Genomic DNA, 6,111 nt, shown 5'->3' with positions numbered 1-6,111 from the left:
GATGGGTACGCCGACCGCCAGGCCGGTTGCGTCGACCGCGTCCGCCAGGGCGTGCGCGAAGGCGGTGTTGCCGCTTGCCTCGTGGGCGCGGTAGTAGAGCACCCCGATGCGTGGCAGGTCGGCGTCCACCGAGGTGGCCGGCCGTTCGGCGTACCCCCAGGTCGGGAGGACTGCGGGCGGGTCGAAGCCCTCGCCGGTCAGCAGCGCCGTGTCGGAGAGGAAGGCGTGCAGCTGGCGGAGGTTCTCCGGCCCACCCTCGGCGAGGTAGCGGTGTGCCTCGGCGGCGATGCCGATCGGCACGGAGGACAGCGCCATCCGCGCGGCGCTGGGCTGCTGCTCGCCGCCGAGCACCACGACCGGGGTGCCGGTCGCGGCGATCCGGGTGAAGCCGGAGCACAGGTCCTGGGGCGAGCCGAGCAGCCGGCCGACGACGAGGTCACAGCCCTCGATCACCTCGGCCATCGACTGGTGGCCGGGTCGCGCCGGGTTGGCGAGGACATAGTCGGCGCCCGAGCCCCGCGCGGAGAGCAGGTCGGTGTCGGACGTGGAGAGCAGGGCGATACGCACGGCAGGAGTTCCTCCTCCGGGGTTCTCGCCCCGGCTAACGGTGGGATTCGCTCGAGGGTGAGTGTCTGGCTCGATCCCCTGCTGATGCGCAGAGTGGGATCTCACAGTGGCGGAACCGCCCCGGAGTCTCACCGGGTTCCTCATGCCTTGGGCATGATCAGGGTAGTGGAGACTGTGCGTCGTGCGCGCCCCGGTCTATCTCGTCAGACACGGACAGTCGGAGTGGAACGTCCTGCGCCTGACCCAGGGACAGACGACCCATCCGGCGTTGACGGCGCTGGGTCGTGAGCAGGCCGCTGCGGCCGCCGAGGCGATCGCTCGGGACCTGGTGTCCGGCACGCCGGTCCGGGTGGTCACGAGCGACCTGGTCCGTGCCGTCGAGACCGCGCGGATCATCGGCGACCGGCTCGGACTCGTGCCCGAGCTGGACGCCCGGCTCCGCGAGCAGCACCTGGGCGACCTGGAGGGCCGCAGCTACGAGGACTCGTGGCACGAGGCGGAGCTGCACGACTGGTCCGACCCGGAGTTGCCCGTCGCCGGCGGCGAGTCCGTCGCGCAGGTACGCCGTCGCCTGGTCGCGCTGCTCGCCGAGCTCGACCCCGATGCGGCGACGGTGGTGGTCAGCCATGGTGACTCGATCCGCTCCGTGCTGGCCCACCTGCTCGGGCACTCGATGACGGAGGTGCCGTGGGTCGACGTGCCCAACGGGTCGGTGGCCCGCTACGACGGCGTGGTCGGCTGGCTCGAGCACCGTCACCCCGCTGAGGTCGAGCGGTGAACCGCCCCGGCGACGTGGTGCCGTTGCGGGAGGCGACGAAGACGTGGTTCGCGATCTCGCTGATGACCTTCGGTGGCCCGGCCGGCCAGATCGCGGTCATGCAGCACAAGCTGGTGGACGAGAAGCGCTGGATCGGACAACAGCGCTTCATGCACGCCCTGAACTACTGCATGTTGCTGCCCGGGCCGGAGGCGCAGCAGCTCGCCATCTACACCGGCTGGTTGCTCAACGGCAGCCTGGGCGGGCTGATCGCCGGCTTCCTGTTCGTGCTGCCGGGGATGCTGGCCATGCTGGCGCTGTCCGCGGTCTACATCGGAGCGGGCTCGACCACCGTGGTGAGCGGCCTGTTCGCCGGTCTCGCGCCGGCCGTGATCGCGATCGTGGTGCACGCGGTCCGTCGCGTGAGCAGCCGGGCCCTGCACCATCCGCTGCTCGTCGCGATGGCCGTGGCGTCATTCGTCGCACTGTCCGCGTTCGCGGTCCCGTTCCCGGTCGTCATCCTGCTCGCCGGCGTCATCGGGTGGCTGCTCAGGGACCTCATCGGCGTCGCCCCCCCGGGGCACGCAGTCGCGGGCGGCGTACCTCCTCCGCTGATCAGCGACGACGCGCTCCACCACGACTCGCCCTCCGCGCGGCGCTCGCTGACCATCCTGGGCGTCGGCCTGGTGCTGTGGTTCGCGCCGGTGGCCGTCGCGGCGGCGATCTTCTCCCGCGACAGCGTCTTCGTGGACCAGGGGCTGTTCTTCTCCGGCGCCGCGGTGGTCACCTTCGGCGGCGCCTATGCCGTGTTGTCCTACGTCGCCCACCAGGCTGTCGTCGTCTACGGCTGGCTGGCTCCCGGGGAGATGGTCAAGGGACTCGCCCTCGCGGAGACGACGCCCGGGCCGCTGATCATGGTCGTCCAGTTCGTCGCCTTCGTCGGCGCCTACCGCAACCCGGGCTCGCTCGACCCGTGGGTCGCGGCCGTCCTCGCCTCGCTGCTGGTGACCTGGGTGACCTTCGTGCCGTGCTTCCTGTTCATCTTCCTGGGTGCTCCCTACGTCGAACGCCTCCGCGCCAACCGCCACCTGGGCGCCGCGCTGACCGGGATCACCGCGGCTGTCGTCGGGGTGATCGCCGACCTCGCGGTGTTCTTCGCGCTGCACAACCTCTTCGATGCCGCGCGGTCCCTGCGGTGGGGGCCGGTCGACCTCGAGGTGCCGGTCCTGTCCTCGTGGGACCCGGTCGCCTTCGCGCTGACCGGCGTCGCGCTCACGATGGTGTTCTGGCTCCGCTGGTCGACGCTGCGCGTCCTCGGCGTCTGTGCGGTGCTGGGCCTGGCGCTCAGCCTGCTCGGCTGAGGGGTCAGCCGGTCGGCCAGGTCTTCGCGACCAGCGTGAGCACGTCGTACGTCGCCACCTGCTCGTCGAGGCCGTTGACGACCGTCGCGTCCCAGCGGACCTCGCCGTAGTCGGCTCCCGTGCGCGGGGTGATCTGCTTGACGCTCAACATGACCCGGATGGTGTCGCCGGCCCTGACCGGGGTCAGGAAGCGGAGCCGGTCGACGCCGAAGTTGGCAAGGACCGGGCCGGGGTCCGGGTCGACGAAGAGACCGGCGGCCAGCGAGACGACGAGGTAGCCGTGCGCCACGATCCCACCGAACAGCGGGTTGTTGCGCGCCGCCTCCTCGTCGGTGTGGGCGTAGAACGTGTCGCCGGTGAACTCGGCGAAGTGCGTGATGTCGTCGAGGCTCACCATGCGCGTGGCGGAGCTGATCGTGTCGCCGATGGCGAGGTCGGCCAGGCTCTTGCGGAACGGGTGGACCGAGGTCTCGGTGCGCGTCGAGCCGATGATCCACTGCCCGGTGATCGCCGAGAGCATGTCGGGGGAGCCCTGGATCGCGGAGCGCTGCATGTGGTGCAGCACGGCGCGTATGCCGCCGAGCTCCTCGCCGCCGCCGGCGCGTCCCGGGCCGCCGTGCACCAGCACCGGCAGCGGGGAGCCGTGGCCGGTGGACTCGGCCGCGCTCGCCCGGTCGAGCACGAGGAGCCGGCCGTGCCACGGCGCCAGGCCGAGCGTCAGGGTGCGCGCCACCTCGGGGTCGTGGGTGACGATCGACCCGGCGAGACTGCCCTGGCCGCGGGCCGCCAGCGTGACGGCGTCGGCGAGGTCGGCGTACGAGATGACCGTGGCGACCGGGCCGAAGGGCTCGATGTCGTGCGGCTCGCTGGCACCCGGGTGGGCGCGCAGCAGCACCGGTGACATGAACGCGCCCGTCTCGGCGTCGGCGTCGATCACCTCGACCACGTCGGGGTTGCCGAAGACGATCTCGGCCGATGCGCGGAGCGCCTGGACTGCCTTGCGGACCTCGTCGCGTTGGGCCAGGCTCGCGAGCGCACCCATCCGGACGCGGTCACTGGTCGGGTTGCCGACGGTGACCTCGGCGAGGCGTTGCGAGATCGCCGCGACCACCTGGTCGGCCATCGTGTCCGGGACGATCACCCGCCGGATCGCCGTGCACTTCTGGCCGGCCTTGACGGTCATCTCGGTGACCACGCCCTTGACGAACAGCTCGAACTCGGGGTCCTCGACGCCCACGTCGGTGCCCAGGATCGAGCAGTTGAGCGAGTCGGCCTCGACGCCGAGCTGCACCCCGCCGTGCAGCACCGAGGGGTGCTGACGCAGGTGCGCGCCGGTCGACGCGGAGCCGGTGAAGGACACGGAGTCCTGGGCGCCGAGCTCGTCGAGCAGCCCCGCGGGCGAACCGCACAGCAGTTGCAGCGTGCCGTCCGGCAGGAGACCGGAGTCGATGATGCGGCGGACGACCGCCTCGGTCACGTAGGCCGTCTGGCTCGCGGGCTTGACGATCGTGGGCAGCCCGGCCAGGAACGCCGGCGCGAGCTTCTCCAGCATGCCCCAGACGGGGAAGTTGAAGGCATTGATCTGGACGGCGACGCCGGGGCGCGACGTGTAGAGGTGCTGTCCGAGGAAGGTGCCCTCGCGTCCCAGCCGCTCGGGCCGGCCGTCGAGCACGACCACGTCGTTGGGCAGCTCGCGGGTGCCCTTCGAGGCGATCGAGAAGACCGTGCCGATGCCGCCGTCGATGTCGACCATCGAGTCGCGCCGGGTCGCGCCGGTGCGGGCGGAGAGCGCGTAGAACTCGTCCTTGTGCTCGCCGAGCATCTTCGCCATCGCCTTGAGGGCGGCGGCCCGCTCGTGGAAGGTCAGCGCGCGCAGCGCCGGTCCGCCCACGTCGCGCGCGTGGGTCGTCATCGCGGCGAGGTCGAGGCCGGTCGCGGAGATCCGGGCGACCTCCTCGCCGGTCGTGGCGTCACGGAGGGGCTCGCCCTCGTCGGTGGCGCGGAACCAGGTGCCGCAGGAGAAACTGGCGAGCATGCTGGCGAGCATTGCGGAGGTGTCGGTCACCGTGTCAGACTATTCCTGACCGATCGGTCTGTAAATGCACGTAGCGGGAGGGACGCGGCGGTGACGGACACCCTGGAAGCCGACTTCGAGCGCACCATCGAGCACCACGACCGCATCGAGCCGCGCGACTGGATGCCGGAGAGGTACCGCGCCACCCTCGTGCGTCAGATCGCCCAGCACGCGCACTCCGAGATCATCGGCATGCAGCCGGAGGGCAACTGGCTGACCCGCGCCCCGAGCCTGCGCCGCAAGGCGATCCTGCTCGCCAAGGTGCAGGACGAGGCCGGGCACGGCCTCTACCTCTACTCGGCCTGCGAGACGCTCGGAGTCACGCGCGGCGAGCTCACCGACAAGCTCATCGCGGGCCGGCAGAAGTACTCCTCGATCTTCAACTACCCGACCGTGACGTATGCCGACGTCGGCACCATCGGCTGGCTCGTGGACGGCGCTGCCATCTGCAACCAGGTGCCGCTGTGCCGCACGTCCTACGGCCCCTACGGCCGGGCGATGATCCGCATCTGCAAGGAGGAGTCCTTCCACCAGCGTCAGGGCTTCGAGCTGCTGATGACGATGATGAGCGGCACCGACGAGCAGCGCGCGATGGTGCAGGAGTCCGTCGACCGGTTCTGGTGGCCGGCGTTGATGATGTTCGGCCCGCCCGACGCCGACTCGCCCAACACGGCGCAGTCGATGACGTGGGGGATCAAGCGCGACACCAACGACGACCTCCGGCAGAAGTTCGTGGACATGTCGGTGCCGCAGGCCGCGGTCCTCGGCGTGACGCTGCCCGACCCGGCCCTGGCCTGGAACGACCAGCGCGGGCACTACGACTTCGGCCAGCCCGACTGGGCGGAGTTCGCTGCCGTCGTCGCCGGCTCCGGGCCCTGCAACGCCCAGCGGATCGCGCACCGCAAGCGCGCCCACGACGAGGGTGCGTGGGTGCGGGACGCCGCGACTGCCTTCGCACGCCAGGAGGCGTCGCTGTGAGCGTCCAGCCCGAGTGGCCCCTCTACGAGATCTTCGTCCGTGGCAAGCGCGGCCTCAACCACGTGCACGTCGGCTCGCTGCATGCCGCCGACGACGAGATGGCCCTGCGACACGCCCGCGACGTCTACACCCGCCGCAACGAGGGCGTCAGCATCTGGGCCGTCCGCGCCGACCTGGTCGTCGCCTCCATCCCCGACGAGAAGGACCCGCTCTTCGCCACCGCCTGCGACAATGTCTACCGGCACACTACCTTCTATGCCATCCCCGACTTCGGTCCGCACATGTGACAAGGAATCCCACGACCTCGACCTCGACCACGACTCCGTCTACGACGGTCTGCTCGGCGCCTCCTCCCAGCAGGCCTCGCAGTGGGC

General features: G+C 70.9%; 6 protein-coding genes and 1 riboswitch. Of the genes, 4 read left to right on the top strand and 2 right to left on the bottom strand.

Translation table 11 applies throughout. The features are described from left to right. Window positions 1-567: cobaltochelatase subunit CobN (locus RMO85_RS13030; RefSeq protein ID WP_310529155.1), on the bottom strand; the 567-nt coding region annotated here is incomplete at its 3' end. A 59-nt stretch (window positions 568-626) separates the two neighbouring features. Beyond that, window positions 627-711: riboswitch (cobalamin riboswitch) on the bottom strand. A 37-nt stretch (window positions 712-748) separates the two neighbouring features. On the opposite strand from RMO85_RS13030, the gene RMO85_RS13025 reads away from it, so the two are divergent. Both RMO85_RS13025 and chrA read left to right on the top strand, forming a co-directional pair. Next, window positions 749-1,345: a histidine phosphatase family protein gene (locus RMO85_RS13025; protein WP_310529154.1), complete on the top strand. Its 597-nt coding sequence runs from the start codon at window positions 749-751 to the stop codon at window positions 1,343-1,345. Then, window positions 1,342-2,685 carry a chromate efflux transporter gene (chrA, locus tag RMO85_RS13020; RefSeq protein WP_310529153.1) on the top strand — a complete coding sequence of 448 codons (1,344 nt, stop codon included), beginning with the start codon at window positions 1,342-1,344 and terminating at the stop codon, window positions 2,683-2,685. Before RMO85_RS13025 ends, chrA begins: the two co-directional genes overlap by 4 nt. Window positions 2,686-2,689: 4 nt before the next feature. Here the strand turns inward: chrA and paaZ are convergent, their stop codons facing one another. Next, window positions 2,690-4,750: a phenylacetic acid degradation bifunctional protein PaaZ gene (paaZ, locus tag RMO85_RS13015; protein WP_310529152.1), complete on the bottom strand. Its 2,061-nt coding sequence runs from the start codon at window positions 4,748-4,750 to the stop codon at window positions 2,690-2,692. A 60-nt stretch (window positions 4,751-4,810) separates the two neighbouring features. Here paaZ and paaA point away from each other — a divergent pair, with 60 nt between their 5' ends. Together paaA and paaB are read left to right on the top strand one after the other, a co-directional pair. Beyond that, a complete protein-coding gene (gene paaA / locus RMO85_RS13010; protein ID WP_310529151.1) occupies window positions 4,811-5,737 on the top strand; it encodes a 1,2-phenylacetyl-CoA epoxidase subunit PaaA in 927 nt (308 codons plus the stop codon). Next, on the top strand, window positions 5,734-6,024 hold the full coding sequence (gene paaB / locus RMO85_RS13005) for a 1,2-phenylacetyl-CoA epoxidase subunit PaaB (RefSeq protein WP_310529150.1): 291 nt from the start codon (window positions 5,734-5,736) through the stop codon (window positions 6,022-6,024). The genes paaA and paaB overlap by 4 nt, the downstream gene beginning before the upstream one ends. Window positions 6,025-6,111 lie beyond the last annotated feature (87 nt).

The sequence above is a fragment of the Nocardioides sp. genome (genome assembly GCF_031422975.1).
Classification (GTDB): domain Bacteria; phylum Actinomycetota; class Actinomycetes; order Propionibacteriales; family Nocardioidaceae; genus Nocardioides.
This window is presented reverse-complemented; position numbering and strand designations above follow the sequence as displayed.